Below are 2,063 nucleotides of genomic sequence, written 5' to 3' on the forward strand. Positions count from 1 at the left end.
GCCCGGCCGGAACCCGGTGGCGCCGGGACCGGCGGCCAGGACGGTACCGGCCGCGCCGGCGGACGTGACGGCCCGGAGGGCCACCAGCACCTCGTCGCCCTCGGCCGTTCGCGACGCGTCCTCGCGCGGCACGGCGACCTGGGCACCGAGCAGCCGGGGCACCAGCACATCGCCGTCGCGCACGGCGTACTGCCCCTCCCCGTGCGCCAGTACGGCGGGCAGTACGGCGGCGGAGGTCTCCCGCTCGTCCAGGTCCACCAGGACGAACCGGCCGGGGTGNACTGGGCGGAGCGCAGCAGTCCCCAGACCGCGGCCTGTGCCGGGTCCGGCAGCTCCCGCGGAGTGGCGGCCACCGCGCCGCGGGTGAGGACGACGAGCCGGCTGTCGCCGGTGTGCTCGGCCGCGAGCCACTGCTGGAGCAGTTCCAGCGCACGGGCGGTCGCCTCGTGCGCGGCCCGGGGCGGTTCGCCCTCCCCGCCCGGCCACCACACCACGAGGGCCTCGCCGACGGGTTCCCCCGTGCCGAGCTCCTCGCCCGCGGAGACGGCGGTGCGCAGCTCCGGCACCGCGTCGCGCCACCGCGCGGGGACGCCGGTGCCGCCCACCACCGTCCACTGCCGGTGCTCCCGCTCGGGTACGTCACCGGCGGGGACCCACTCCAGACGGAACAGGCTGTCGCGGACGACGGACCCGGCGGTCTCCACCGCGTCGATCGGACGGACCGTCAGTCCGGTCACGGTCGCCACGGGCGTACCGTCGCTGTCCGCGAGTTCCAGGGTGCCGGGTCCGTCCGCTCCGCCCGACAGCCGGACCCACAGCGAGGTGGCGCCCGGAGAGTGCAGGGTGACGCCCTCCCACAGGAAGGGCAGCCTCCCGCCGTCCCCGCCGCGCAGGGCCAGGGTGTGCAGGGCGGCGTCGAACAGTGCCGGGTGCAGTCCGAAGCGCAGCGCCTGGGCGTGCGCCTCCTCGGGCAGCTCGATCCGTGCGTACAGGTCGTCGCCGGCCGACCAGGCGGCCGTCAGGCCGCGGAAGCGCGGGCCGTAGTCGAGTCCGGCGTCCGCCAGCCGCTCGTAGAGGCCGGTCAGATCCACCGGGCGGGCGTCCGGCGCGGGCCACCGGGACCGGACGGGGGCGGGCGCGGCCGGAGCCGTCAGGGTGCCGGTGGCGTGGGTGGTCCAGACACCGGGCTCGGCGTCGTCGGCGCGCGAGTACACCGCGACGGTCCGTTCGCCCTGGGCGTCGGGTTCGCCGACCTCGGCGCGCAGCAGCCGCGCGTCGCCGGGTTCGAGCACCAGGGGGCTCTGGAGCAGCAGCTCGCCGACGCTTCCGGCGCCGGCCAACCGGCCCAGGTGCAGGGCGAGTTCGACGAAGGCGGTACCCGGCAGGAAGACCCTGCCGCCCACCACGTGCTCCGCGAGCCAGGGCTGCGCCGAGAGCGACAGCCGGCCGAAGGCGGTGAGCGCCGTGCCGTCGACGGCCGTGGTCACCGCGCCGAGCAGGGGGTGCCCGGCGGGTTCGAGTCCGGCGGAGGCGACGTCCCCTGCCGTCACCTCGTCCGGCCAGTAGCGGGTGTGCTGGAACGGGTAGGGGGGCAGCGCGACGGGCCGTGCGGCCGTCCCGGCGTGCACGCGCCGCCAGTCGACCGGCACGCCGCCCGTCCACAGCCGGGCCAGCTCGGCCAGGAACTCCGCCCGTCCCGGCGGGGTCCGCGGGCCGAACCCGGTCTCCAGCACCTCGCCCTTCTCCGGGGCGGGCGCGGGTTCCGGGGTGTCGTCGGCGACGGCCTCGGCGAGGGTGAGGTCTCCGGCCAGATGGGCGGCGGCGAGGGCACCGTCGCCCGTTCCGGAGAAGGCAGCCGGCTCGACTCCGTGGTGGCGCCACATACGGGCCAGCGCGAGGCAGCCGGTGACGGAGACGAGTCGTGCCGGTGCCGCCGGGCCGAGCAGTCCGGCGGCCTCGCGGCCGGTGGCGGCGGCGAGTTCGGCGGTCACCTCGTCGAGCGCGGCGGCGAACCCCGGCAGGCTCTCGCCACACGCGCGGATGCCGGCCGCGTCGACGGGGCC

General features: G+C 77.5%; 1 pseudogene. It reads right to left on the reverse strand.

The window, feature by feature from the left end:
• Positions 1-1,883: pseudogene (locus tag AN218_RS11865) on the reverse strand (polyketide synthase dehydratase domain-containing protein); the annotation flags it as partial.
• Positions 1,884-2,063 lie beyond the last annotated feature (180 nt).

The organism is Streptomyces nanshensis, assembly GCF_001751255.1.
Classification (GTDB): domain Bacteria; phylum Actinomycetota; class Actinomycetes; order Streptomycetales; family Streptomycetaceae; genus Streptomyces; species Streptomyces nanshensis_A.